At 70.0% G+C, this 23,784-nt stretch carries 21 protein-coding genes and 1 pseudogene; 10 read left to right on the top strand and 12 right to left on the bottom strand.

The genetic code is table 11. The features are described 5' to 3' along the window. Positions 1–59: 59 nt before the first annotated feature. From ACWFRU_RS05830 to ACWFRU_RS05820, 3 genes are all read left to right on the top strand, one after another. Positions 60–1,328 (top strand): PAS domain-containing protein, encoded by a 1,269-nt coding sequence (locus ACWFRU_RS05830; RefSeq protein WP_453684852.1) that lies wholly within the window; start codon positions 60–62, stop codon positions 1,326–1,328. A gap of 198 nt (positions 1,329–1,526) precedes the next feature. After that, positions 1,527–2,186: an ANTAR domain-containing protein gene (locus ACWFRU_RS05825; protein ID WP_453684851.1), complete on the top strand. Its 660-nt coding sequence runs from the start codon at positions 1,527–1,529 to the stop codon at positions 2,184–2,186. 78 nt (positions 2,187–2,264) lie between these two features. Beyond that, complete coding sequence (locus ACWFRU_RS05820) at positions 2,265–3,023, top strand: ANTAR domain-containing protein (protein ID WP_453684850.1); 759 nt, start codon at positions 2,265–2,267, stop codon at positions 3,021–3,023. 202 nt (positions 3,024–3,225) lie between these two features. On the opposite strand, the pseudogene ACWFRU_RS05815 reads toward ACWFRU_RS05820, so the two are convergent. From ACWFRU_RS05815 to ACWFRU_RS05795, 5 genes and pseudogenes are all read right to left on the bottom strand, one after another. Next, positions 3,226–3,726, bottom strand: a pseudogene (locus tag ACWFRU_RS05815) (GAF and ANTAR domain-containing protein); the annotation flags it as partial. Between the two features lie 76 nt (positions 3,727–3,802). Then, entirely contained in the window at positions 3,803–4,036 is a 234-nt protein-coding gene (locus ACWFRU_RS05810) for a hypothetical protein (protein WP_453684849.1), read from the bottom strand. Positions 4,037–4,139: 103 nt separating this feature from the next. Continuing rightward, positions 4,140–5,510: a mycothione reductase gene (locus tag ACWFRU_RS05805; protein WP_453684848.1), complete on the bottom strand. Its 1,371-nt coding sequence runs from the start codon at positions 5,508–5,510 to the stop codon at positions 4,140–4,142. A gap of 78 nt (positions 5,511–5,588) precedes the next feature. Continuing rightward, the gene (locus ACWFRU_RS05800; protein ID WP_453684847.1) at positions 5,589–5,945 is read right to left on the bottom strand and encodes a DUF3140 domain-containing protein; all 357 of its coding nucleotides are present in this window, start codon (positions 5,943–5,945) and stop codon (positions 5,589–5,591) included. Beyond that, positions 5,942–6,169, bottom strand: a complete 228-nt coding sequence (locus tag ACWFRU_RS05795; RefSeq protein ID WP_453684846.1) for a DUF2945 domain-containing protein — start codon at positions 6,167–6,169, stop codon at positions 5,942–5,944. The genes ACWFRU_RS05800 and ACWFRU_RS05795 overlap by 4 nt, the downstream gene beginning before the upstream one ends. Before the next feature lie 99 nt (positions 6,170–6,268). Here ACWFRU_RS05795 and ACWFRU_RS05790 point away from each other — a divergent pair, with 99 nt between their 5' ends. Next, positions 6,269–7,570 carry an FAD-dependent oxidoreductase gene (locus ACWFRU_RS05790; RefSeq protein WP_453684845.1) on the top strand — a complete coding sequence of 434 codons (1,302 nt, stop codon included), beginning with the start codon at positions 6,269–6,271 and terminating at the stop codon, positions 7,568–7,570. Positions 7,571–7,595: 25 nt separating this feature from the next. On the opposite strand, the gene ACWFRU_RS05785 is transcribed toward ACWFRU_RS05790, so the two are convergent. Then, the gene (locus tag ACWFRU_RS05785) at positions 7,596–9,146 is read right to left on the bottom strand and encodes a cryptochrome/photolyase family protein (RefSeq protein ID WP_453684844.1); all 1,551 of its coding nucleotides are present in this window, start codon (positions 9,144–9,146) and stop codon (positions 7,596–7,598) included. 350 nt (positions 9,147–9,496) lie between these two features. On the opposite strand from ACWFRU_RS05785, the gene ACWFRU_RS05780 reads away from it, so the two are divergent. Beyond that, positions 9,497–12,493, top strand: a complete 2,997-nt coding sequence (locus ACWFRU_RS05780; protein WP_453684843.1) for a CARDB domain-containing protein — start codon at positions 9,497–9,499, stop codon at positions 12,491–12,493. A 53-nt stretch (positions 12,494–12,546) separates the two neighbouring features. On the opposite strand, the gene ACWFRU_RS05775 is transcribed toward ACWFRU_RS05780, so the two are convergent. Both ACWFRU_RS05775 and ACWFRU_RS05770 read right to left on the bottom strand, forming a co-directional pair. Continuing rightward, on the bottom strand, positions 12,547–13,440 hold the full coding sequence (locus ACWFRU_RS05775; RefSeq protein WP_453684842.1) for a bifunctional helix-turn-helix transcriptional regulator/GNAT family N-acetyltransferase: 894 nt from the start codon (positions 13,438–13,440) through the stop codon (positions 12,547–12,549). 9 nt (positions 13,441–13,449) lie between these two features. After that, entirely contained in the window at positions 13,450–14,496 is a 1,047-nt protein-coding gene (locus ACWFRU_RS05770) for a sulfotransferase family protein (protein ID WP_453684841.1), read from the bottom strand. Positions 14,497–14,696: 200 nt separating this feature from the next. On the opposite strand from ACWFRU_RS05770, the gene ACWFRU_RS05765 reads away from it, so the two are divergent. Beyond that, on the top strand, positions 14,697–15,494 hold the full coding sequence (locus ACWFRU_RS05765) for an SAM-dependent methyltransferase (protein WP_453684840.1): 798 nt from the start codon (positions 14,697–14,699) through the stop codon (positions 15,492–15,494). Positions 15,495–15,523: 29 nt separating this feature from the next. Here the strand turns inward: ACWFRU_RS05765 and ACWFRU_RS05760 are convergent, their stop codons facing one another. After that, entirely contained in the window at positions 15,524–16,054 is a 531-nt protein-coding gene (locus ACWFRU_RS05760; protein ID WP_453684839.1) for a transglycosylase SLT domain-containing protein, read from the bottom strand. A gap of 527 nt (positions 16,055–16,581) precedes the next feature. Between ACWFRU_RS05760 and ACWFRU_RS05755 the strand changes: the two genes are divergently transcribed. The 4 genes from ACWFRU_RS05755 to ACWFRU_RS05740 all read left to right on the top strand — a co-directional run bounded on the left by ACWFRU_RS05755 (position 16,582) and on the right by ACWFRU_RS05740 (position 21,805). Beyond that, a complete protein-coding gene (locus ACWFRU_RS05755) occupies positions 16,582–18,411 on the top strand; it encodes a thiamine pyrophosphate-requiring protein (protein ID WP_453684838.1) in 1,830 nt (609 codons plus the stop codon). A 37-nt stretch (positions 18,412–18,448) separates the two neighbouring features. After that, complete coding sequence (locus ACWFRU_RS05750; RefSeq protein ID WP_453684837.1) at positions 18,449–20,239, top strand: glycoside hydrolase family 15 protein; 1,791 nt, start codon at positions 18,449–18,451, stop codon at positions 20,237–20,239. Next, a complete protein-coding gene (locus tag ACWFRU_RS05745; protein WP_453684836.1) occupies positions 20,236–21,240 on the top strand; it encodes an SDR family oxidoreductase in 1,005 nt (334 codons plus the stop codon). The genes ACWFRU_RS05750 and ACWFRU_RS05745 overlap by 4 nt, the downstream gene beginning before the upstream one ends. 112 nt (positions 21,241–21,352) lie before the next feature. Further along, positions 21,353–21,805, top strand: a complete 453-nt coding sequence (locus ACWFRU_RS05740; protein WP_453684835.1) for an SRPBCC family protein — start codon at positions 21,353–21,355, stop codon at positions 21,803–21,805. A gap of 85 nt (positions 21,806–21,890) precedes the next feature. Here the strand turns inward: ACWFRU_RS05740 and ACWFRU_RS05735 are convergent, their stop codons facing one another. The 3 genes from ACWFRU_RS05735 to ACWFRU_RS05725 are packed head-to-tail and all read right to left on the bottom strand — an operon-like array spanning position 21,891 to position 23,580. Further along, on the bottom strand, positions 21,891–22,667 hold the full coding sequence (locus ACWFRU_RS05735; RefSeq protein ID WP_453684834.1) for a metallophosphoesterase family protein: 777 nt from the start codon (positions 22,665–22,667) through the stop codon (positions 21,891–21,893). Continuing rightward, complete coding sequence (locus ACWFRU_RS05730; RefSeq protein WP_453684833.1) at positions 22,664–22,918, bottom strand: hypothetical protein; 255 nt, start codon at positions 22,916–22,918, stop codon at positions 22,664–22,666. The genes ACWFRU_RS05735 and ACWFRU_RS05730 overlap by 4 nt, the downstream gene beginning before the upstream one ends. After that, entirely contained in the window at positions 22,915–23,580 is a 666-nt protein-coding gene (locus tag ACWFRU_RS05725) for a hypothetical protein (protein ID WP_453685273.1), read from the bottom strand. Before ACWFRU_RS05725 ends, ACWFRU_RS05730 begins: the two co-directional genes overlap by 4 nt. Between the last annotated feature and the right edge of the window lie 204 nt (positions 23,581–23,784).

Raw genomic sequence — 23,784 nt, 5'->3', positions numbered from 1 at the left:
CCTCGCCCCGGGTGTGTCCTAGGGGATGAACAGTTGCCCGGCCCGTGAGGGGAGCGACCGTGCACGAGATATTGCGGGCCACGTCCGGCAGCCCGCTGTTCGAGGTGACTGCGGCTCCTTATGTGGTGCTCGACACGGAACTGTGCATTCAGGGCGTCAATCCGGCCTACCTGCGTGCCACCGGCCGCTCGCGCGACGAGCTCATGGGCGTCTTCCCGTTCGACGCCTTCCCGGACAACCTCGAGGACGCCGACGCGACCGGCGTACTCAACCTCGGCTCCTCGCTGGAACGGGTCCTGCGCCGAGCGGCACCCCACGACATGGGCGTCCAGCGCTACGACATCCCCCGCTCCGACGCTCCGGGCGTGTTCCGCCGCAAGACGTGGAGCCCGGTCAACCCCCCGCTGTCCGACGTCGAGGGGGACATCGTCGGCGTACTGCACCATGTCGAGGACATCACCGTGGTGGACAACATCCTTCGCCGCGCCCGCGGGGCCGGTCCACCGGACGTCACGCTGCGGCCGGCCGCCGTCCTGCGCCGCGCCATGCTCGCCGCGGCCCACTACGAACGCGCCTCCGCGCCCCTGAACGGCGCCCGGGCGAACTCGGGAAACCAGGCGCGCGGCAGCGACGCGCGACGGGACGCACTGTGGCACCGGATCGTCCACGCGGCCCGCCAGGACCGGCGCCCCGGGGGCTGTGCCAACGCCGTATGCTCCACCGCGGTGGAGGAGTTACCGGAGATCGACGCCGCCGCGATCACCGTGCACGGTTCAGGCCTGTTGCCGCAGCACCTCGCCGTCAGTTCGCCGCTGGCGCGGCGCGCCGAGGAGATCCAGTGGGTCACCGGCGAGGGGCCGTCACTGACCGCGTACGAGACCGGCGAGCCCGCCCTCATGGCGTGCACGGACCGGGACGGCCCCGCCTGGCCCTTCTTCTCCGATGCCGCGCGCGGCATCGGCGTTTCGGGGGCCTTCGCCTTCCCACTCCGTACCGCCGCCGCGACCCTCGGCACCCTCACCCTCTACGGCGCCCGCCGGGCCGGTCGCCCGGCGCAACTGCCCGCCGCCGCACAGACGTTCGCCGACATGGCCACCGCCGTGCTGCTCGCCGACATGGACAGCGAGATCGTCGAACAGGTCAGGGCCACCGCCGACGCGGACGACATCAACATCACCATCGGCATCCTCTCGGCGGTGCACGGCGTCAGCACGCACGAAACCGGCCTGTGGCTGCGCGCCGCGGCAAGCGCGACGGGCCGCCCCCTCGCCGCCTTCGCCCGCGAAATCATGGCCCGCCACGGCCACAAACCGGACGGCGGGCACTGAACTCCCTTCGGGACGGGCACGCTTGTTCACAGCGCTTCGTTACCCCTCCGGTGGGTGGTTGCGCCAAAGCGATGTGGAGCCCGATGCCCCGCTCTACGGTGGACACGTGGGTCGGGCTCGCCCCCGATGCGTGGCGGCGGGGGCGATCAGAGGGGTGAGGGAGGGCTGTGCGTGGACAGGGGAGCGACTGTCGAGGACTTGCTGGGCAGCCTGGATTCGCTGGTGGACGAGGAGGAGCGAAAGGTGTGGGCCGTGGCCTGCGCGCATGCTTTGGGGCTCGATGGCGTTGCGGTCTCGCTGGGGGAGGAGCTGGTCTGGTTCAGCGACTGCACGAGTGCGCGACTGGAGGACATGCAGTTCGTCCTCGGCCAAGGCCCCGGGCTGTTCTTCCTGGGAGATGCCGGGGTGCTCGAGCTGCCTGACCTCGACCGCCTGACCGCCAGCCAGTGGCCTCATTTCGTCATCGAGGCAAAGGAGTTGGGTGTCGCCGCGGTTTTCGTGTGGCCCGTCCACGTCGGAGCGGCACGCGTCGGGACGCTGACCGGATATCGCCGCTCGGCGGGGCCCCTGGCCAGTCGGCAGGTGGCCGAGGGCTGGCTGGTGGCCGATTCGCTGGCCGGACACCTGCTGGGGCGCTGGCCGGGCACACCAACCGGGGAAGAAGGGGCCGGCCTCGGGAGCGCGGGGGCGGTGGATCTGCACCGGGCCGAAGTGCACCAGGCCACGGGGGTGCTGAGCGTGAGACTCGACGTTCCGCTGGCCGAGGCCCTGGCCAGACTGCGGGCCCAGGCCTTCTCCTCCGGCCGGTCCTTGACGGACACCGCCCGAACCATTCTCGAACAAGAACTTCCGCCGTGACTTGGAAAAGCCCGGGGCCCACACGGCTCCGGGCAGGCCCACGAAGGGCCCACGGAAACCAGGAGAAAGCGAAGGAGCATGAGCAGGGAGCAGCACATCGCGCGTACGTTTGTGGAGCTGGCCGACACCCTGGTGGGGGACTTCGACGTCATCGACTTCCTCCAGCAGATGACCGTCCGCTGCCAAGAACTCCTCGACATCACCGATGCCGCGGTCTTCCTCGCCCACTCCGGCGCCCGCCTCCACAGCCCGGCACCGTGCGACCCGGCCCCCGGGCTGAAGCGCGTGCTGGAGGTGGCCGTGGACGAGGGCCCGGCCCTGGAGGCCTACCGCACAGCCCGCCCGATCGCCCCCGAGAACGCCGCCGAGGCGGCGACACGCTGGCCACGGTTCACCGAACAGGTACTCCAGGCCGGCTATGCGCTGCCCACCGTCGTGCCCATGCGGCTGCGCAAGGACAGCATCGGCTGCCTGATGCTTCTGCACACCGGCGAACGGTCCCTGACGGTCGACGACCTGTCGCTCGCCCAGACCCTCGCCGACGCGGCCACCATCGGCCTGCTGCACGCCCGCACCCTCCGCCAGCAGGAGACCGTCAACGCACAACTGCACACCGCTCTGCACAGCCGCATCCTCATCGAACAGGCGAAGGGCATCCTGGCCGCCCGCCGGAACATCCCGCTCGACCAGGCGTTCGCAGCCATCCGGCACTACGCACGTGGCCATCGGATCCTGCTCAGCAAGGTCGCGCAGGACGTCATCGACGGCGGACTCGTTCCGCCCGATCCGCCCGCGCCCCGCGGGCAGACGGCTCGCCGGGAGGCGGCAGGCGAGTAGCCGCCCGGGATGCCGGAAGCGCTGTGGCCTGTTCTGGCGGCCGGTGGTGCCGTGCGTTCCGAGCAGCCGTATCGCGGGCGGGTAGACCTCGCAGTACTGGGGACCCGTTGACGCAGGCCGGGTCAGTGGCGCTTCCCATGGGAGCTGACCCGGGCAGGCTCCCCTGTTTCAGACCGCGAGCCGGGCGGAGCCGCCCTCAACTTCACAACAAGCCGCCGTGCTCGCAGACCTGTCGGGCGACCTCACGCAGCTCGACGTTGTTCTCCTGCGCGTAGCGGTGCAGCACGTCGAAGGCCGGTTCCTCGGTGAGGTGACGGCTGCCCACGATGATGCCCGTGGCCTCGCCGATGACGTGGCGGGTGGCCAGGGCTTGGCCCATCTGCGCGTGCGTGCGAGCACTCGAGAAGGTGACCGCGGCGTGGGAGGCAAGGAGCCAGCCCGGCAGCTCACTGGCCTCGGTGAAAGAGCCGCGCCGACGTGAGTAGAGGTTCAGCGTGCCGAACTCCTCGTCCTGGGTGAACAGCAAGAACCCCATTATGCTGCCCGCGCCGAGGGCACGGGCCTGTGGCGCGTGGTTCGACCAGCGCGGCTGTTCCTGGGTGAAGTCCACGATGCGGAACACGCGCTCGCCCTCCTTTCGGCGGGCGGCGTCGAAGCACGGTCCTTCGCCCAGGCGCTGCTGCAGCGCGTCGCCGTCGACGACGCGGGGCGGCGGGCGGCCTCGGCGCGGGGGGTGCCGGGTGGTGCGTGGACCAGGTCCACGCACCAGGCGTCCGGCGTCACCAGTTGTAGACGATGTCACCGTTGCTGTTGACCATCTTGAACGTTCCGTCCCCTTGGTCGATCACGCATCCGAAGCCGCCGTCCCCCGTCTCTCCGCAGAAGGTGTCGGCGCCGGCGGGGCCCGCCATGGCGATGCCGCCGCCGACGAGGAGGCCGGTGGCCGCGAGGGCGACGGCGAGCCTCTTGGCCCGCCTGCGGCCCGGTGGCGTGGAGGTGCTGTTCTGCTCCATGACTACTCCCTGCTTTCGTTGGGCTGTCGATCGCAGGGAGTTCGTAGTGGCCACCCGGCCGGATTGCCCCGGGTTCAGGATGTCCCGGTCCTACGTGTGCGCCCTACTGGTCGAGGTCGCGCAAGGCGTTCTCGACGACCTCGGTCAACGCGGGGTGAATCCACAGCGGTTGTTCCGCGACGTCGCGTGCCGTCAGGCCGAAGCGCATGGCGAGGACGAGCGGCTGCACGAGGGTGGCGGCCTGGTCCCCGAGGATGTGGGCTCCGAGCAGGCGGCCGGAACCGCGTTCGGCCAGGACCTTGCAGAAGCCGGTGGTGTCCTCCAGGGCCCAGCCGTACGCCACGTCCTCGTAGCGGTGCGTGCCGCTCGCGTAGTCGAGACCTTGCTCACGGGCCTCTTGTTCGGTGAGCCCCACCTGGGCGATCTGCGGGGACGTGAACACGGCCGACGGCACCACGTCGTAGGACATCGACCGCGGGCGGCCGGGGTGCAGGAGGTTGTGGGCGACCACGGTGGCCTGGCGGTTGGCGACGTGCTTCAACGGGGGGCCGCCGCCCGCGATGTCACCCAGCGCCCAGACGCCGGAGGCGCTGGTACGCAGCTGTGCGTCGACGGTGATCAGTCCCGTGTCGTCGCACTCGACGCCGGCCTGCTCGACGTCGAGGTGGTCGCTGTTGGGGCGACGCCCGACCGCGACGAGCAGGGTGTCCGCCTCGATGACCGTCTTGTCGTCGAGCGTCAGCCGCAGCTTGCCCGGTTCACCGGCCACCTCGTTCAGTTCGCGCCCGAGCCGCAGATCCCACTGGCCGTCCACGAGATCGGTGTAGACGCGGGAGATCTCTTCGTCCTGCGGCATCAGGAGCCGCTCCTGCTGCTCGACCACGGTGACGGCGGTCCCGGCCGAGTGGAACACGTGGGCCAGCTCCGCCGCGATGTAACCGCCCCCGAGGATGACCATCCGCTCGGGCAGCTGATCCAGCCGCATCACGGTGTCGGAGGTCTCGAAGGGCAGTCCGGAGTCGGCGACCACCGGCGGCACCACGGGGCGCCCGCCCCCGACGATCACCATCCGGTCCGCCGTGACCCGCTCGCTCCCGCCCTCGCTCTCCACGAGCAGCTCACGCTCCCCGGTGAACCGCGCGTGCCCGCGGTGGACCGTCACGAAATCCTCGTCCCGGCGGCCCTGCTCCCCATCGCGCGATGCGGCGTCGAGCCGTCCGAAGACACGCTCCTGCACCGCGGGCCAGTCGACACCCTCCAGCGTGGCCCGGATGTTGTGACGCTCGCTCTCCCGCACATGACGGGCCACGTCCGCGGTCAACGCGAGCATCTTGCTGGGAATGCACCCCGCGTTCAGGCAGGTGCCCCCGAAGGGCCCTTCCGCGACGACGGCGACATCCAGGTGGGCGAAACGGTCGTCGATGAGTGAGTTGCCCGTGCCCGCTCCGACAACGACAAGATCATGATGCGGCATGAGAGATATGTAGCCGCCCGCCGTGTATTCACACCTGCGCGACGTGCGTCGCGTCGGTGTCCGGCCGGGTGGAGGCCGTCAGGACCCGGAGCCCGCCTTCTTGGGATCGTGGCCCCAGTTCATGAGGGAGTAGCGCCAAGGGGTCTCGGTGGTGTCGCCCTTCGGGCGTTGCTTCATGTGCCGGTGCACGTAGCCGACGACCTTGCGCATGTGCGTGACGTCGCTGTCGGTCAGGTCGGCCTTTTTGGTGCGCAGCAGTTTGACGATGCGGCGGCCCGAGGCGTGGCCCACGCTTTCCGATGAACCGTCGGACTGGCCCACGCTGTGGGAATCCTCTGTCTTGAGCCACTTCTCGAGTTCGCCCGCGGTCATGTTCACCGCCTCGTCGAACTGCTTCAAGGTCTCCTCGCGGTCCCCTTCAGCTGCCTTGGTCATGACGACTTGCGCTTCTTGTGCAGCGACTCCGGCTTGTGGACCGCTCGCCGGCCGGACTTCTCGCTCTCCACCTCGTACTGCGGTTCGTCCTTGGACGCGTCGACGGTGCGGCCGGCGGTCTCGGTCCGCCCCGTGATCCTCTTCTTCACGGTGCCGGGGACGGTCTGCCCGTGGCTGCTCCAGGTGACCTCGTCGCCTTTGCGCAGCTTCTTGTCCTTGGCCATGGGGCGTGTTCCTTCCGATCGTCGGCACGACGAGTCCCATGATGGAGCGGAACACCACAGGGGGCATTTCGGGAGCATGTGGCCACCGAGGGTGGGCAGATGCCTGGGGCGCGGACAGCGAAGCGGTACTGGCAGACGAAGGAGAGCCGGATGGCGAAGGTTCATGACCGCGGGCCAGCGGACGTCGTGGTCGTCGGTGCGGGTCTCGCCGGTCTCGCCTGCGCCCTGGACCTGTGCCGCGCGGGGCGGCGGGTGACCTTGCTGGAGGCGTCCGACGGGCCGGGCGGCCGGATGCGGACGGACCGGCAGGACGGGTTCCTGCTGGATCGCGGGTTCCAGGTGTTCAACACCGCGTACCCGCAGGTGAAGCGGCGCGTGTATCCGAAGAGTCTTCGGCTGCGGACTTTCACCCCGGGCCTCCTCGCGCACACCCCAAAGGGGCCGGTCCGTCTCGTCGATCCGACCAGGCAGCCCGGTGCGGCGGGGTCCCTGCTGCCCGGACGGGCCCTCGCGTCCCGGGACCTGGCCGCGATGGCGGCGCTCACCGCCCGCGACGCCGTACTGCCCGTCACGCTGCTCAAACGGCGTCCGGACCGCTCCACCGCGGCCGCTCTGTCCCGGGCGGGCCTTTCGGACGCGGCAGTGGACCACATCCTGCGCCCGTTCCTCTCCGGAGTCTTCCTGGAGGACCGCCTGGAGACCTCCGCCCGTTTCTTCCACCTGGTGTGGCGGAGCATGGTCCGGGGATCGCTGTGTCTGCCCGCCGAGGGCATCGGTGCGGTGCCCGCGCAACTGGCCGGGAACCTGCCCCCCGACGTCCTGCGCCTGGAGACGCCCGTCGCCGAGATCACCGGCGCGGGCGTGCTTCTGGCGGACGGCGGTGAGGTGCCGGCGGCGAGCGTCGTGGTCGCCGCGGATGCCGCGACGGCAGCCCGCCTGCTGCCGGGCCTGTCCGTGCCGGACGGGCGCACGGTCACGACCTACTACCACGCGTCCGACAGCACGCCGCTGCGAGAACCGACGCTGGTGGTCGACAGCACCGGGACCGTGCTGAACACCTGCGTGCTCAGCGAGGTGGCGCGAACCTACGCACCACCCGGCACCGCGCTGATCTCCACCTCGGTGCTCGGCGCGGACGGGCCGGGCGCGGCCGACGCCGTGCTCCGCCGCCTGGCCGAGCTGTACGGCACCGACACCAGCGGCTGGCAGCAGGTGGCCGTGCGCACCGTGGCCGGAGCGCTGCCCGCGATGCTGCCGCCCTGGCCGCTCAGCCGCACCACCCGCCACGGTCCGGGGAGGTATGTGTGCGGGGATCACCGGGCCACGGGTTCGGTGCAGGGTGCGCTGGCGTCGGGCACGCGCGCCGCGCGGGAGGTGCTGGCCGACTCGGCGCGTCGCTGATGCCGCCGCCGGCGGCCATTGCGCCTCAGGGGGCTTCGTCCCCCACGCGCGCCTGTTGCGCCAGCAGCTCGTCCAGATCCGCGAGCCGGTCAAGGCCGCGTACGGCCCTGACCATGCGGGCGTTCCTCTCCAGGGCCGTGCGATGCCGGTGGAGGAAGGCCCAGTAGCCGCCGCTGTAGGGGCACGCGTCATCGCCGGTGCGGCGTTTGGGGTCGTACGCGCACGGGCCGCACAGGTCGCTCATCCGGTTCACGTAGGCGCCGCCGGAGGTGTAGGGCTTGGTCGTCATGCGCCCGCCGTCGGCGAACTGCGACATGCCCACCACGTTCGGGACCATCACCCAGTCGTAGGCGTCGACGAAGCACCGGTGGAACCAGTCCGTGACGGCGGCGGGATCCCAGCCGCGCTGGAGCGCGTGGCTGCCGAGCACCATCAGCCGGGGAATGTGGTGGGTCCACCCGGTCGCGCGCACCTGGCGCAGGACGGTCGACAGGCACCGGGCCTGCACCGCGTCGGCGTCGAGTTCGGCGAACCAGTCGGGTACGGGAGCGTGGTGCCGCAGGGCGTTGCGGTGGCGGTAGTCCCGCTCGAAGTACCAGTAGAGGTGCCATACGTACTCCCGCCATCCCGCGATCTGCCGTACGAAGCCCTCGACGCTGTTGATCGGCGCCTGGCCCGACCGCCAGGCGGCTTCCGCGCGCTGCACGCATTCGTCCGGGTCGAGGAGCCCGAGGTTGAGGGGAGCGGAGAGCAGGCTGTGGCTCATCACCGGATCGGCGGTGAGGATCGCGTCCTCGTGCGCACCGAAGGTGGGCAGCCGGTGTTCGATGAACCGGTCGAGTGCGGCGAGCGCCTCGCGGCGGGTGGCGGGGAAGTGGCGCGGCGCGTCCTCACCCACGAAGGAGACGTCGCCCGCGCGTTCCCAGCGGTCCAGGTCCTCGCGTACCTCGGCGTCGATGTCGTCTTCTTGCGGGCGGTAGGGGGAGGGCAGTTCCAGCGTCGCCGCGCCTTTGGGCGGCGCTTCCCTGTTGTCGGTGTCGAAGTTCCAGTGCCCGCCCGCGGGTTCGTCGCCGTTCATCAGGATGTGGCCGCCGCGCCGGACCCAGCGGTAGAAGTCCTCCTGGCGCAGCCGGGTCGAGCCGTGCCCCTTGGCCCAGGCGGCGAAGTCGTCGTTCGGCACGAGGAAGCCCCGTGCGGGCAGCACCCGTACGCCGGGGAGCGAGGAGACGAAGTCCAGGGCGGCGTGGGAGGTGGGGTGATGCACGGTGAGGGCCCCGACGACATCAGCTTCGCGCAGGCCCTGGCGGTAGGTCTCGGCCTTGACATACCGCACGCGATCGCCCAGCTCGGCGGCCCGGTGACGCATGGCGGACAGCACCAGGTGGGCCTTGGCACGGTGGAACCTCCGCCTGCGCAGGACGGAGCGGGCCTCGATCATCAGCAGGGGAGCGTCGCGCCGCGGTCCCGTCGTACCGGGTTGGGTGAAGTGGGGTCCGAGCTGATCCCCGAAGAGCCAGTGGGTCGTGGGGGTGGGTGCCCCACTGCTGTCGTCGGTGTCGTCGGCCTTGTGGGACATCTGTCCTCGCACTGATCGGGCGCACTGTTCGGGTTTCGCACACTATGTGCCGCGTGGGCTGCGGGCGTGGTGCCGCGCCCCGGGTTCGGGCGTCCTCCTTGGCGGTGGTGCCGGTAGGGGCCGGTTCACGGACAGTTCGCTGGATCCCACGCTCCATCTACTGCTCTCGCGATTCTGTCGAATATTTGCAATCCATGCCACGCATCTTGCGTTCTTGCTGGGGTGGCGGTTGAGTGCTGGCGTCGCCGCCACACCCCCCACCCGAAAGGTGCGCCACAACTGTGGGTCGGTATGCCGTGAAAGTCGCAATGTCATGAACGCGTCATCACCATGCACCGAGAGGAACATCCATGAGATGGAGACAGCGGAGCCGACGGACCATCGGCGTCTGGCTCACCGCCGCACTGCTGGGAGCCGGGATGCTGCCCGTCGCCGCCCACGCGGTGCCGACGGCGCCGTCGGCACCCGAGGCGGCCACGAATCTGGCGCTGAAGAAGCCGATCGAGGCGTCCACGTCCACCCAGAACTACTACGCTCCCAACGCCAACGACGGCAGCACGAGCAGCTATTGGGAATCCAGCGGCCATCCGTCGACGCTGACCGTGCAGCTCGGCGCCGACGCGGAGCTCGACTCGGTCGTCCTCAAGCTCAACCCGGACGCGGCGTGGGCGACCCGTAAGCAGAACATCGAGGTGCTCGGCCGCACGCAGTCCGCCACCGACTTCAGCACGGTGAAGGCCAGGGCCGACTACACCTTCGACCCCGCCGGAAACCGCAACAGTGTGACCATCCCGGTCTCCGGGCGCTATGCCGAGGTCCGGCTGAAGATCTACTCCAACAGTTCCGGATACGGGGGCCAGGTCGCGGAGTTCGAGGTCAACGGCACCCCGGCGCCCAACCCCGACCTGACCATCGCCGACCTGAGCTGGCGGCCCGCGCAGCCCAGCGAGAGCGATGCCATCACGGTCGACGCCACCGTGCGCAACACCGGTTCGGCTGCCTCGGCCGCCACCACTGTCGACGTCAGTCTGGGCGGGACGGTCGCGGGCAACGCCAGGGTCGGCGCGCTGGGCGCCGGGGAGTCGGCCACGGTCCCGGTCGGCATCGGCAAGCGGGCGCAGGGCAGTTACACCGTGTCCGCGGTGGTGGACCCCGGCGACACCGTCCCCGAGCAGGACAACGACAACAACAGCCGCACCGCCGATCCGAAGCTGACCGTCGGCCAGAGCCCCGGCCCCGACCTGGAGGTCACCGGCATCACGTCGAACCCGGCCAACCCCGCGGTCGGCGCCGACGTCACCTTCGCGGCGAAGGTGCACAACCGCGGGACCAGCGCCGTGAGCGCCGGATCGGTGACCCGCCTGACCGTCGGCGACAAGACGCTGAACGGCACCACGCCCGCCATCGCCGCGGGCGACAGCGCCACCGTCGACCTCTCGGGCACCTGGACCGCCACCAGCGGCGGCGCCACACTCACCGCGACCGCCGACGCCACCGATGTCGTGGACGAGACCAACGAGGACAACAACGTCTTCGCACGCTCCATCGTGGTCGGGCGCGGCGCGGCGAGCCCGTACGTCGAATACGAGGCGGAGGACGGCAAATACAACGGCACGCTCCTCGAAGCGGACGCCGAGCGCACCTTCGGCCACACCAACTTCGCCACGGAGTCCTCGGGCCGCAAGTCGGTGCGCCTCAACTCGACCGGCCAATATGTAGAGTTCACCTCCACCAGCGCCACCAACTCCATCGTCGTACGCAACTCCATCCCCGACGCGCCGGGCGGCGGCGGCCAGGAGAAGACGCTGAGCCTCTACGCCGACGGCAAGTTCGTCCAGAAGCTGACCCTCTCCTCCAAGCACAGCTGGCTGTACGGGAACACGGACCAGCCCGAGGGCCTGACCAACACCCCCGGCGGCGACGCGCGCCGGCTCTTCGACGAGTCGCACGCCCTGCTCGCGCAGACCTACCCCCAGGGCACCAAGTTCCGCCTGCAGCGCGACGCCGGTGACGACGCCGCGTACTACACGATCGACCTGATCGATCTGGAGCAGGTGGCACCGGCGGCGAGCAAGCCCGCCTCGTGCAAGTCGATCACCGAGTACGGGGCCGTCCCCAACGACGGAATCGACGACGCGAACGCGATCCAGAAGGCGGTGACCGCCGACCAGAACGGGGAGATCGACTGCGTGTGGATCCCGGCGGGCCAGTGGCGCCAGGAGAAGAAGATCCTCACCGATGACCCGCTGAACCGGGGTCAGTTCAACCAGGTCGGCATCAAGGACGTGACGATCCGCGGCGCCGGCATGTGGCACGCGCAGCTGTACTCGCTGATCCCGCCGCAGGACGCGGGCGGCATCAACCACCCGCACGAGGGCAACTTCGGCTTCGACATCGACGACAACACCAAGATCTCCGACATCGCCATCTTCGGCTCCGGCACCATCCGGGGCGGCGACGGCAACGCCGAGGGCGGTGTCGGTCTCAACGGCCGCTTCGGCAAGAACACCAAGATCGCGAACGTGTGGATCGAGCACGCCAACGTCGGCGCCTGGGTCGGCCGCGACTACAGCAACATCCCCGAGCTGTGGGGACCCGGCGACGGCCTCGAATTCAGCGGGATGCGCATCCGCAACACCTACGCCGACGGCATCAACTTCACCAACGGGACCCGCAACTCGTCCGTCTTCAACTCCTCGTTCCGCAACACCGGTGACGACGCGCTCGCCGTGTGGGCCAGCAAGTACGTCAAGGACACGTCGGTCGACGTCGGCCACGACAACGTGTTCCGCAACAACACGGTGCAGCTCCCGTGGCGGGCCAACGGCATCGCGGTGTACGGCGGTTACGGCAACAAGATCGAGAACAACCTGGTGTACGACACCATGAACTACCCCGGCATCATGCTCGCGACCGATCACGACCCGATCCCCTTCACCGGGCAGACACTGATCGCGAACAACGGGCTCTACCGCACCGGCGGGGCGTTCTGGAACGAGGACCAGGAGTTCGGCGCCATCACGCTGTTCGCGCAGGGCCCGAGCATCCCGGGTGTCACGATCCGCGACACCGACATCCATGACTCGACGTACGACGGGATCCAGTTCAAGACGGGCGGAGGTGCCATGCCGGACGTGAAGATCAGCAACGTGACGATCTCCAAGTCCAACAACGGCTCCGGCATCCTCGCCATGGGCGGCGCGCGTGGCAGCGCGACGCTCAGCAACGTGAAGATCAGCGACTCACGGGACGGGGACATCCTGATCGAGCCCGGCTCACAGTTCGTGATCAACGGCGCGAACGCGCGCCTCGACCCCGACATACCGGGGACCCGGCAGGGGCTGTAGTGCCCCGGTGGCGGCGGCGCGGTGGCGTGATCCGAGCAGTCCACCGCCCGCCGTCACGGGGTGAGCCGTTTCTCGAACCAGTGGTGGGCGTAGGGCTCGTCGTTGAAGGCGGGCACCTCCGTGTAGCCGCTGGTGCGGTAGAGGCGGGTGGCGGCTTCCAGGGCTTTGTTGGTGTCGAGCCGTACGCGATCGCTGCCGTGCCGGGCTGCGCGTTCCTCCAGTTCGGACAGGAGCCGCCGAGCCAGGCCGAGGCCGCGTGTGCGGGGGCCGACCCACAGTCGCTTGATCTCGGCGGGTGCTCCGGGCGGCAGCTTGAGCCCCGCGCAGCCCACCGGTTCGCCGTGCAGCCGGGCGACGAGGAACAGGCCGCGTGGGGCGCGCAGTTCGCCCGGGTCGGGCAGCAGGCTGGTGCCGGGGTCGAAGCCCTCGTCGAAGAGCTCCTGCAGTTCCGCGGCGTAGGACCGCAGGCAGTGGGTGGCGTCCGGGTGGTCGGGATCGAGTACTTCCAGGGAGACCACCGAGGCCGTCAGAAGCCGCTCGACCTCGGCCATGGCCGAGGTCAGCCGGTCCCGCTGCCGGGTGTCGAGCGGGGCGAGGAGCGAGGCGGCGAGCGCGTCGCTGCGCTCGCCGAGCACAGCGCGCTCCGCCCGTCCGGTCTCGGTCAGCCGCACGGTGCGTACCCGCCGGTCGCGGGGATGGGGCTCGACCACGATCAATCCGTCGCGCTCAAGGGCGCGCAGCAACCGGCTCGCATAGCCGGAGTCGAGACCGAGCCGGTCCCGCACGCTGCGGACGTCGTGCGCCGTCTCCTCGCCGCCGAGCTCCCAGAGCAGCCGGGCCTGCCCGTAGGGGCGTGTGCCGCCGAGATAGTGATCGTGCAGCACTCCCACGCGCTCGGCCACGGTCCGGTTGAAGCGTCGCACCTGCTCCACTTGTTGGTTCCGCATTCTCTGACTCTAGTCAGAGAATGCGGAACCGGCCATGTCCAGTGCCCGGCGTCCCGGAGCGCAGCTCTCCTTGAGGTCGTCGAGTTCGGCGGCCGTCAGCTGCTTCTCGGCGGAGCCGCGGCGGCTGGTGTCGAGCTGGGTGCACGCCTCGTCCAGCCACGGGCGGGAGGGCTCGACCCCGACGAACGCGGCGAGACGGGTGAGTTCCTCCCGCGGGGCATCCAGGAGATCTTCGTAGGCGAGAGTCATGCGCTGCCCGGCGGGCAGGCCGTCGAGGAACCGTGTGCCCTGGATGACGAGTTCGGACCACAGGGCGCCGAACCGGCGCAGGGGGAAGTCGCGGTCCTGTACGAGGGCGGGGTCGAACTGTTCGCCGAGCAGGGGCGCCAGGTCGGGCGGCAGTGAGCGCACCTGCTCCTCGGTCAGGTCGCCGAAGTCCTCCACGCCCGTCCGTTCTCTGATCTCGCGGATCAAGGTGATCACGCGGTACCCGGGGTGGCGGCTCATGGACAGGGCGCAGTCGGGCCCGTCCCGGAAGAGGTGCACGAACTTGGCGTAGGGAAAGGCGGCGCGCAGTTTTGGCGCCCAGCCCGTCGAGTAGCCGGAACGCTCCACGACGGCGCTGCGCCCAAACCGCTCGCCGAGCAACTCGAAGAGCACCTCGTGGTGTTGCGCTGCGGGTCGCACGGGCCAGTCGACGACCGCCGCGTGGATCTCGTCGAGCAGGCCGTCGGGGTCGTCGGTGAGGTGCGGCAGCACCATGAGGGAGAGGGCGGGGATGCCGGTGCTGTGCGCCGTGTAACGCCCGGGACGGCGTGTGTAGAGGAACTCGGGCATGAGGACGCCGCTGCGGAGCATGTTCGCGAAGTAGGGGGTGGGCCGGAAGAGGGCCTCCCAGAACTGAGCGCCCGAGACCTGGTCTTCGGGGAAGGCCGCGTCACCGACGGAGGCCATGTATTCGTTGAGGCTCAGTACGTCGGGGTGGGCGTTGAGGATGCGTGACAGCGCGGTGGAGCCGCTGCGGCCGGTGCCGATGACGAAGGTCAGACTGCGCAAAGTCGCTCTCCGGGGCCGGGGTGAGAAGTCCGGGACTGTCTGCACCTCAGCACACCCACGGCGAGGGCGCCAGGAGGCAGTCGGTACGGCGACTTCGCCGCGCCGGGCACCAACTCACTTTGACTATCGGGCCGTTGGCGTAGCAGATTGCGTTCCGCTGTCCTTGCTTCCCACCCTGACCAGTTGAGAGAGGCGCCCTGATGAGCAGTGAACCGGCGGACATCCACAAGATCGACACCTCCCTTCCGCACAGCGCGCGTGTGTGGAACTACTGGCTGGGAGGCAAGGACCACTACGAATCCGACCAGCGGGCCGGTGACGCCTACAAGGAGAAGTTCCCCCTGATCGTCCCGATGGCGCAGGAGTCACGCGACGTGCTGCGTCGCTCGGTGACCTGGATGGCGCGGCAGGGCATCAAGCAGTTTCTCGACGTGGGCGCCGGACTGCCCACGGCCAACAACACCCACGAGATCGCCCAGCGCATAGCGAGAGACAGCCGGGTGGTGTACGTGGACCACGACCCGATCGTCCTGATGCACGTCGACACGCTTCTGCGGAGCACGCCTGAAGGCGCCACGGATTATGTGCTGGCAGACATGCGCGACACCGAGACGATTCTCAAGGGCGCGGCGAGAACACTCGACATGTCTCAGCCGATCGGCCTTGTGATCAATGATGTGCTGGGCCATATAGACCCCTGGGAAGACGTGCTGACTCTGGTGCGCGGCCTGGTGGCGGGACTTCCGTCCGGCAGTTATGCCTCGCTGAGTCACTCCGACGCCGACGACGAACTGCACCGCAGCGTGCAGGAGGAGTACAACAACTCCGGCGCGATTCCCTATGTTCTCCGCAGCCCGGAGCAGACGGTCTCACTCTTCGACGGTCTTGAACTGGTCGAACCCGGCTTCGTTCCGTGGCCGAAGTGGAAGCCGGACGCGGTCATGCCGGGGTCGTTGACCATCCGGGCCGGATGGGTCGGCGTGGCACGAGTGCCGTAAGCCCTTCGCGGTCACGAGAGGCGCGTGGCTCAGTAGGCGGAGTCGACGTTGTCGATCGAGCCGTACTTGTCGGCGGCGTAGTTCGCGGCCGCGGTGATGTTGGCGACCGGGTCGGTCAGGTTATGGGGCGTGCCCTTGACGTGGTACGCGTCGAAGGTGGGCTGGATCACCTGGAGGAGGCCCTTGGAGGGGGTGCCGTTCTGCGCGTTCACGTCCCAGCCGTTCTGGGCGTTCGGGTCACCGGCGGACTCGCGCATGATGTTGCGGTGCAGACCCTCGTAGGAGCCGGGGATGCCCTTGGACTTCATGATGTCCAGGGACTCCTTGATCCAGCCGTCGAGGTTGTCGGCGTACGACTTGTCGCCGGCCTTCGCCTTCGCGGCGGCGGCGGGCGCCTTGGCCGCGGCGGTGTGCGGCTCGGCGGCCTGGGCGGGCGAGGGGGCGACGGTGAGCAGCGCGGCCGCGGCTCCGGCGGTGGCGAGGCCCGTGACGGAGAACGAGCGCATGCGGGCGATGCGGGCGATGCGGGCGGTGCTGACTCGGGCGGTGCTGGTGCGCATGGGCATACGGGAGTGAACCTTTTCCATGGGGGACGTGGGGCGGGGCCGGTGCGTTCGGAATGGCGAGGTGTTCGCGCTGTTCGAGTTCCGGCCCTGCGACGTCGTCCATGGTTAGCGGCGAGGGGAAAGCGGCGCAAGGATGTGACGTACTACCCGGCTACGTAGCAGTTTTCGAAATGAGTGCGGCCGACGAAATTCCACGGCCCCGGGAACGGCCGGACATCTACTACCGCCCTTAGCGTGTGATGTGGCCCCTATGGGCGGGCTCACAAGCAAGGGCCGAGTATGCCCGGTCGTTCCGCTTCTATTCCTGCCTGGCCCGTTGAATTTGTGCGCAGGGCATCTTTCGATCCCCTTTCGCAGTCGAATGCCGGGACCCGGCCGCTGCCACTCGTGGCCTTTGACAGGGCCGATCGGGGCAGTGGCCCGAAATCCGACACGTGAACCCGATGACTTCGGGTACCGGGCTCTTGCGTCCGGTTCGTCCCGGTCCTCACCCTCCCGTATCTCCGAAAGGAATCAACGCCATGGCGACCAAGGTCTCCGACCACGTTCTGCAGCGCCTGCGCGAGTGGGACGTCGACCACGTCTTCTCCTACGCCGGCGACGGGATCAACGGCCTCCTCGCCGCGTGGGGCCGCGCGGACAACAACCCGAAGTTCGTGCAGGCCCGGCACGAGGAGATGGCCGCGTTCCAAGCGGTGGGGTACGCCAAGTTCTCCGGAAAGGTCGGCGTCTGTGCCGCCACCTCGGGCCCCGGAGCCATCCACCTGCTGAACGGCCTGTACGACGCGAAGCTGGATCACGTACCCGTGGTCGCCATCGTGGGGCAGACCAACCGCAGCGCGATGGGCGGCTCCTACCAGCAGGAGGTGGATCTGCTCAGCCTCTACAAGGACGTGGCGTCCGACTTCTGCGAGATGGTGACGGTCCCCGAGCAGCTGCCCAACGTGATCGACCGGGCCATGCGCACGGCATACGCCAAACGGACGGTCACCGCGGTGATCATCCCGGCGGACGTCCAGGAGCTGGAGTACACGCCCCCGACGCACGCGTTCAAGATGGTCCCCTCCAGCCTCGGGCTGAGCAGCTACGCCCCGGCCCCGGCAGCAGAGGACGTGGAGCGGGCCGCCGAGGTGCTCAACGCCGGGGAGAAGGTCGCCATCCTGGTCGGCCAGGGCGCCCGCGGCGCCCGCGCCGAGGTCGAGCGGCTCGCGGACCTGCTGGGCGCCGGAGTGGCCAAGGCACTGCTGGGCAAGGACGCCTTCCCCGACGATCTGCCGTACGTGACCGGCTCCATCGGCCTGCTGGGCACGCGGCCCTCGTACGAGATGATGCAGGACTGCGACACCCTCCTGGTGATCGGCTCCAGCTTCCCGTACAGCCAGTTCCTGCCGGAGTTCGACCAGGCCCGCGCGGTGCAGATCGACATCGACCCGTTCATGATCGGTCTGCGGTATCCGTTCGAGGTCAACCTCGTCGGGGACGCGCGCGCGACCCTCGAAGCCCTCATCCCGCGCCTGAAGCGCAAGAAGCACGGCGCCTGGCGCAAGAAGATCGAGAAGGACACCGCCCGGTGGTGGGAGGTCATGCAGCGGCGCGCCGCGGTAGAGGCCGACCCGGTCAACCCCGAGTACGTCGTGCACGCCCTGGACGCCCTGCTGCCCAGCGACGTGATGCTCGCCGCCGACTCCGGCTCGGCCGCGAACTGGTACGCGCGCCACCTGCGCCTGCGCCGCGAGATGCGCGGCTCGCTGTCCGGCACGCTCGCCACGATGGGCCCCGGCGTGCCGTACGTCATCGGCGCCAAGTTCGCCCATCCCGACCGGCCCGCGATCGCCATCGTCGGGGACGGCGCGATGCAGATGAACGGCCTGGCCGAACTCATCACCGTCGCCAAGTACTGGCAGGAGTGGCAGGACCCGCGGCTGATCGTCGCCGTCCTGAACAACCAGGACCTCAACCAGGTCACCTGGGAGATGCGCGCCATGTCGGGCGCTCCGCAGTTCCTGCCCTCGCAGGCGCTGCCCGACGTCCCGTACGCCGACTTCGCCCGCACGATCGGCCTCGACGGCGTACGCGTGGAGAAGCCGGGCGACGTGGAGGCGGCGTGGCACCGGGCCCTGGGTGCCGACCGGCCGTTCGTCATCGACTTCCGGACCGACCCCGCCGTCCCCCCGATCCCTCCGCACGCCACCCTCGACCAGATCGAGGCGGCGGCCCTGTCGATCCTCAAGGGCGACAGCGACCGGACCGCCGTGGTGCGCCAGGGGTTCAAGGCCAAGGTGCAGGAAATGCTGCCCGGCCGCCGCAAGGAGTCCGATCCCCACGGCGAGCAGGGGCCGCGGGACAAGTGACCTGACGCGCAGCGGACGCCGATGCCGAGGGAGGCGCATGACCCGCCCGCACCAGCCGCACGACGACCTGCCCCCGCCGCACGTACTGCGTGAGTACGCGCTGCTCGCCGACGGTGAACGCGGCGCGCTGGTCGGTCCCGAGGGCGACATCGTCTGGATGTGCGCACCGCGCTGGGACTCCGGAGCAGTGTTCTCCGCCCTCATCGGCGGCGCGGGCCACTACACCGTCGCCCCACGCGAGCGCTTCGTCTGGGGCGGCTACTACGAGGACGGCACCCTGATCTGGCGCAGCCACTGGGTGACCTCCACCGGCGTCATCGAATGCCGTGAGGCGCTCGCCTTCCCCGGCGACAGAAGATGCGCCGTCCTGCTGCGCAGAATCACCGCCGTCGAGGGCGAGGCGCGCGTCACCGTACGCCTCGAACCACACGCCGACTTCGGGGAAAGCCCGCCCCGGCACGTGCACCGCGCGGAGTCGGGCGTATGGACCGGACACGGCGGCGGACTGCGCTGGCGCTGGACGGGCGGCGGCGCGGCCCGCCCGGTGCGCGCCGGTCTGCGCACGACGGGTCTGGCAGCCGACCTCGTGCTGCCGCCCGGAGGCCACCACGACCTGGTCCTCGAACTCTCCGACACGGAACTCGGCCCCCTCGTCGACGCGGACCGGGCGTGGAACGCCACGGAGGACGCCTGGAAGCGTGCGGTGCCCACGCTGCCCGCCTCGCTGGCACCCGAGGACGCCCGGCACTCCCTCGTCGTGCTGCGCGGCCTCACCAGCTCGACGGGCGGCATGGTCGGGGCGGCCACGACCAGCCTCCCCGAGCGGGCCGGGGCGGGACGCAACTACGACTACCGGTACGTGTGGATCCGCGACCAGTGCTACGCGGGGCAGGCCGCCGCCGTCGCCGGTCACCATGGCCTGACCGATGACGCCGTACGGTACGTCTCTGCGCGCCTGCTCGCCGACGGACCCCGCATGGCGCCCGCCTACACCGTCACCGGCGACCCCGTCCCGGACCAGAAGTGCCTGGAGCTCCCCGGCTATCCGGGAGGCCAGGACCTGACCGGCAACTGGGTCAATCAGCAGTTCCAGCTCGACGCGTTCGGCGAGGCGCTGCTGCTGTTCGCCGCCGCGGCCAGGGCGGGCCGGCTCGACGGCGACGGCCGAAGCGCGGCGGACCTCGCGGCCGACACCATCGCCCGGCGCCGCCGTGAACCGGACGCGGGAATCTGGGAGCTGCACGACCGCGTCTGGACCCACAGCCGCCTCATCTGCGCCGCGGGGCTGCGCTCCATGGCCCCGTACGCGGCACCGGCCCGCGCCGCCCGGTGGGCCTCGCTCGCCGACACCCTGCTCGCCGAGACATCCGCGACCAGCACCCATCCCACCGGACGCTGGCAGCGCGCCACCGACGACCCAGGACTCGACGGGGCGCTGCTCATCCCGCCGATCCGCGGAGCGCTGCCCGCCGCCGACCCGAGAACGGTGCGCACCCTCGACGCCTACCGCGCGCACCTGACCCGCGACTACTACGCCTACCGCTTCCGCCACGACGAACGGCCCCTCGAAGAAGCCGAGGGCGCCTTCCTGCTGTGCGGCTACGTCATGGCGCTCGCCGAACACCAGCAGGGACACCAGGCGGAGGCCCTGCGCTGGTTCGAACGCAACCGGGCCGCCTGCGGGCCGCCCGGCCTCTTCACGGAGGAGTACGACATCAGCCAGCGACAGCTCCGCGGCAACGTGCCGCAGGCCTTCGTGCACGCCCTGATGCTCGAATCCTCCATCCGCCTGGCCACAGCACCCGGATCGGAAGGTAAGCCGACATGACCAAGACCGTTGTCATCACCGGAGCGAGCGCGGGGATCGGCCGGGCCACCGCCCGCGCGTTCGGGGCGCGCGGCGACGACGTCGTCCTGATCGCCCGGGGCCGGGCCGGACTCGACGCGGCGGCCCGCGAGGTGGAGGAAGCGGGCGGGCGCGCGCTCGTCGTGCCCACGGACGTCGCCGACCACCGGGCGGTCGAGGCGGCCGCCGAAGCGGCCGTGGCGGCCTTCGGCCGCATCGACGTCTGGGTCAACGCCGGGTTCACCTCGGTCTTCGCGCCCTTCACCGACATCACGGCGGAGGAGTACGAACGCGTCACGCAGGTGACCTACCTGGGTTTCGTCAACGGCACCCGGGCCGCGCTGGCCCATATGACGCCCCGTGACACCGGCACCATCGTGCAGGTCGGATCGGCGCTCGGCGCACGGTCCATCCCCCTGCAGTCCGCCTACTGCGGGGCCAAGCACGCCATCAACGGGTTCACTTCATCCGTACGCACCGAACTCATGCACCAGGGCAGCGGCGTTCGGATCACCGTGGTCCAGATGCCCGCCGTCAACACCCCCCAGTTCTCCTGGGTGCTCTCCCGGCTGCCCCGCCGACCGCAGCCGGTGCCGCCGATCTACCAGCCCGAAGTCGCCGCGGACGCCGTCGTGCAGGCCGCCGACCACCCCGGGCGCAAGCAGTACTTCGTGGGGGCCAGTACGGCGGCGACCCTCGTCGCCAACAAGTTCGCGCCGGGGCTGCTCGACCGCTACCTCGCCCGCACCGGTTTCGACTCCCAGCAGACCGACGAGGCCGAGGGCCCGGACCGCGGGTACAACCTGTGGAACCCGGTGGACGACGACACCGACCACGGGGCGCATGGATCGTTCGACCAGGGTTCCCGCCGACGCGACCCGCAACTGTGGGCTTCCCGGCATCCGGCGCTCGCGGCCGTCGCGGCGGCGGGCGCCGCGGGCGGGGCGATGGCGCTCGGCGCGCGACGCCGGGGAAGGCGCTGAGAGAGACGGGTGTGACGGCGGGCGTCTCGGGCACCCGGGTGGGGAGAAAGTGCCGCATCGCCCGGCCCCAGCGCACAAGGGGCCGGGCGAGCAACGAGGAAAGGTGTCATCTGTGTCGCGAGTCGAAGAGTCCATCGCGGTCAATGTGCCGGTCCGCACGGCCTACAACCAGTGGACCCAGTTCGAGACGTTCCCCCAGTTCATGGAAGGCGTGGAGCGGATCGAGCAGCGCACCGACGAACTCACCCACTGGGTGACGAAGATCGACGGTGTGGAGCGGGAGTTCGACGCCACGATCACCGAGCAGATCCCGGACGAGCGCGTGGCGTGGACCACGGTGAAGGGACAGGCCAAGCAGGCCGGCGTCGTCACCTTTCACCGCCTGGACGACACACGCACCAAGGTCATGCTGCAGATGGACTACGCCCCCGAAGGCCTGGCCGAGACGGTCGGCGACAAGCTCGGCTTCGTCAAGCGGCAGGTCGCCGGTGACCTGGGCCGGTTCAAGCAGTTCATCGAGCAGCGCGGCGGCGTCGAGACCGGCGCCTGGCGAGGCGAGGTCTGACCCCGCCCAAGCCAAGGCTGAAAAGCACAAGACTGAGGCCCGGACCACGTGGTCCGGGCCTCAGTCGTCGTCCTGGAGGGTGCGCTCAGCCGGACCGCTCGGACGAAGCCGCGGCGGCCGCGGTCTGTGCCGAACTTCCGTGCCCCGGCAGGTGGTACACGTTGAACGCCTTGCGGATGACCGGCTGCGCGACATTGCGTACCGGTACGCCGCCACTGGTCATGCCGTGCTCGGTGCCCGCATGCGCGTGGCCGTGGACGGCCAGATCCGCGCCCGCCTCGTCGACCGCCTCGGCCAGGAGGTAACTGCCAAGGAACGGGAAGATCTCCAGGGGTTCACCCGCCAGGGTGTCCGCCACCGGCGCGAAGTGCATGAGCGCGACCCGGGCATCGCAGTCCTGCTCCGCCAGTTCGTGCAACGAGGTCCGCAGTCCGTCGGCACAGCGGCGGGTGTAGCGGATGAACTCCTTCATCAGCGGTTCACCGAACTCGCTGCCGCTGCGGCCGATGAAGCCGCCGCCGAAGCCCTTGGTGCCCGCCACCCCCACACGTTTGCCGTCCACCTCGACGACCGTGCCCTGCCCCTCGAGCACCTGGACGCCCGCATCGCGCAGGATGGCGGTGACCTCGTCGGGCCGCTCGTCGTGATGGTCGTGGTTGCCGAGCACCGCGACGACCGGCACCGGCAGACCGGTGACCTCCCGGGCCACCACACGAGCCTCCTCCGGCGTGCCGTGACGGGTGAGGTCCCCCGCGAGGAGCAGCAGGTCCGCACAGTCGGGGAGGGTCTCGAAGGCGGGCCGGAGGACGCCCTGGCTGTCGAGGCCCATATGGATGTCCCCCACGGCTGCGACGCGGATCATGCGAGCTCCTCGGGGTGGTCGGGGGCCGATGATTCGGCCACCACGATGTCGAAGTGGACCGTCAGGCCGTCCAGCTCCTCGTGCACGGTGCGCCGCAGTTCGTCGCGGCAGTGCGTCGTGGGCACGGTTCCGGCGACCATCACGGACGGTCCGCGGGTCTCGATGCGGATGCCCAGTTCGCCCAGCTCCTCGGCGGCGAGCCGCTCCTTGAGGTGGGCGATGCGATAGTCGGCGTGTGCCTGGTCGTTCATCGGTCTCCTCCTTGCGGTGCGATTCCGTCCGGTGACTGACCTTGCGGTGCGATGACCTGAAGGCGCTCCAGCAGGTACAGGAAGGCCGCCGGCATCGGAGCGTCCCCGCAGTCACGGCGGACTTCCTCCCAGTCGATCTTTTCGCGCAGTTGCCGCGCGATCGGCAGGACGGCGCCGAAGTCGCAGTGATGCTCGGAGAAGGCGGCGAGCAGGGCCCGCACCAGGTCCGTCGGCGCGAGGACCGGCATCTGCACGGAGTCCACCGGCAGCTCCGAGGCCCGTCCCAGGAGCTCGGCGGTCACCGGCTGGTGGGCCAGCTCGAAGATGAGGTCGATGTCCTGCCCCAGGCACTTGGCCTTGAGCAGCCAGTCCTCCGGCGGCGCGTACACCGTGAGGCCGGCGTCGGTCAGGGTCGCCGCGACCGCGTCGGCGTCCTCCGGCTTGATGCAGAAGTCGGCGTCGTGCTGGAGGTTCCCGGTCCCGCCGTGCGCGTGTACGGCGACGCTGCCGGCGAGGGCGAAGTCGTGACCGCCCCTCTTGAGCACGGCGCCGACCTGCTTGGCCGCCTCGAGGATGGCCTGATTGAGGTCAGGGGGCAGTTCCTCGGCGGGGGAGTCGTGGTGTGTTCTCACCCCGATGGGCTCTCCCGCCGACGACGGCACGGTGACCGGCTTCTGCCGGTCGTCGGTGAGGGGGCCTGGGGTGGCGTCTTCAGCGTTCCGCGTCACCTGCTGCTCCGTTTCCGGACACCGGCTGCTGCACTGATCGCGCAGCTCGGCAGTCTCCGACGATCTCCGATCCAGGCACATCCGATACCCGGTCCGCCGATTTCTATCCGGCCGCCCGCTTTGCCCTCTGCCGGCATC

Source organism: Streptomyces sp. NPDC055099 (genome assembly GCF_053607685.1).
Note: the sequence above shows the minus strand (reverse complement) of the source record. Positions and strands in the feature narration are given on the sequence as shown.

Bases quoted from the DNA above. Each gene is read 5' to 3' on its own strand.
- ACWFRU_RS05760 (WP_453684839.1), bottom strand. From the start codon at position 16,054: ATGCGCACCAGCACCGCCCGAGTCAGCACCGCCCGCATCGCCCGCATC.
- ACWFRU_RS05765 (WP_453684840.1), top strand. From the start codon at position 14,697: ATGAGCAGTGAACCGGCGGACATCCACAAGATCGACACCTCCCTTCCG.
- ACWFRU_RS05800 (WP_453684847.1), bottom strand. From the start codon at position 5,945: ATGACCAAGGCAGCTGAAGGGGACCGCGAGGAGACCTTGAAGCAGTTC.
- ACWFRU_RS05805 (WP_453684848.1), bottom strand. From the start codon at position 5,510: ATGCCGCATCATGATCTTGTCGTTGTCGGAGCGGGCACGGGCAACTCA.
- ACWFRU_RS05785 (WP_453684844.1), bottom strand. From the start codon at position 9,146: ATGTCCCACAAGGCCGACGACACCGACGACAGCAGTGGGGCACCCACC.
- ACWFRU_RS05755 (WP_453684838.1), top strand. From the start codon at position 16,582: ATGGCGACCAAGGTCTCCGACCACGTTCTGCAGCGCCTGCGCGAGTGG.
- ACWFRU_RS05810 (WP_453684849.1), bottom strand. From the start codon at position 4,036: ATGGAGCAGAACAGCACCTCCACGCCACCGGGCCGCAGGCGGGCCAAG.
- ACWFRU_RS05780 (WP_453684843.1), top strand. From the start codon at position 9,497: ATGAGATGGAGACAGCGGAGCCGACGGACCATCGGCGTCTGGCTCACC.
- ACWFRU_RS05750 (WP_453684837.1), top strand. From the start codon at position 18,449: ATGACCCGCCCGCACCAGCCGCACGACGACCTGCCCCCGCCGCACGTA.
- ACWFRU_RS05790 (WP_453684845.1), top strand. From the start codon at position 6,269: ATGCCTGGGGCGCGGACAGCGAAGCGGTACTGGCAGACGAAGGAGAGC.
- ACWFRU_RS05795 (WP_453684846.1), bottom strand. From the start codon at position 6,169: ATGGCCAAGGACAAGAAGCTGCGCAAAGGCGACGAGGTCACCTGGAGC.
- ACWFRU_RS05775 (WP_453684842.1), bottom strand. From the start codon at position 13,440: ATGCGGAACCAACAAGTGGAGCAGGTGCGACGCTTCAACCGGACCGTG.
- ACWFRU_RS05730 (WP_453684833.1), bottom strand. From the start codon at position 22,918: ATGAACGACCAGGCACACGCCGACTATCGCATCGCCCACCTCAAGGAG.
- ACWFRU_RS05745 (WP_453684836.1), top strand. From the start codon at position 20,236: ATGACCAAGACCGTTGTCATCACCGGAGCGAGCGCGGGGATCGGCCGG.
- ACWFRU_RS05735 (WP_453684834.1), bottom strand. From the start codon at position 22,667: ATGATCCGCGTCGCAGCCGTGGGGGACATCCATATGGGCCTCGACAGC.
- ACWFRU_RS05820 (WP_453684850.1), top strand. From the start codon at position 2,265: ATGAGCAGGGAGCAGCACATCGCGCGTACGTTTGTGGAGCTGGCCGAC.